This window comes from Psychromonas arctica (assembly GCF_036697365.1).
GTDB lineage: Bacteria > Pseudomonadota > Gammaproteobacteria > Enterobacterales > Psychromonadaceae > Psychromonas > Psychromonas arctica_A.
Genome location: NZ_JBAHZA010000063.1, coordinates 1 through 734, shown reverse-complemented (window position 1 = coordinate 734; position 734 = coordinate 1). Strand labels below are relative to the sequence as shown.

Below are 734 nucleotides of genomic sequence, written 5' to 3'. Positions count from 1 at the left end.
GAAGACACGCCAGTGGTTATCGATGTCGTCGCAAATGATACGGATGCCGATGGTGTCACATCTCCTGTTGCGTCAGTAACCGATGGCACGAACGGAACCGTTACGATTAACGCTGACGGTACCGTGACTTACACGCCAGATGCAGACTTTAATGGTGAAGACGAATTTACTTACACTAATGAAGATGGCAATACAGAAACGGTGACAGTGACGGTTGAACCAGTGGCCGATGACACAGCATTAGTAGCTGATTCAGCAACGACTGATGAAGATACCCCAGTGGTGATTGATGTCGTTGCAAATGATACCGATGCAGATGGTGTCACATCTCCTGTTGCGTCAGTAACAGACGGCACAAACGGGACTGTAGCAATTAACGCTGACGGTACCGTGACCTACACGCCAAACGCAGACTTCAATGGTGAAGACGAATTTACTTACACTAATGAAGATGGCAATACAGAAACAGTCACAGTGACGGTTGATCCAGTTGCCGATGACACAGTATTAGTAGCAGACAGCGCAACAACTGATGAAGATACACCAGTGGTTATCGATGTCGTTGCAAATGATACCGATGCAGATGGTGTCACATCTCCTGTTGCGTCAGTCACCGATGGTACAAACGGGACAGTAGCGATTAACGCTGACGGTACCGTGACTTACACTCCAGATGCAGACTTCAATGGTGAAGACGAATTTACGTACACTAATGAAGATGGCAATACAGAAAC

Annotated in this window: 1 protein-coding gene; it reads left to right on the top strand. The window is 47.1% G+C overall.

Annotation, left to right across the window (positions count from 1 at the left end):
* Positions 1–734: Ig-like domain-containing protein (locus V5290_RS17320; protein WP_333388771.1), on the top strand; the 734-nt coding region annotated here is incomplete at both ends.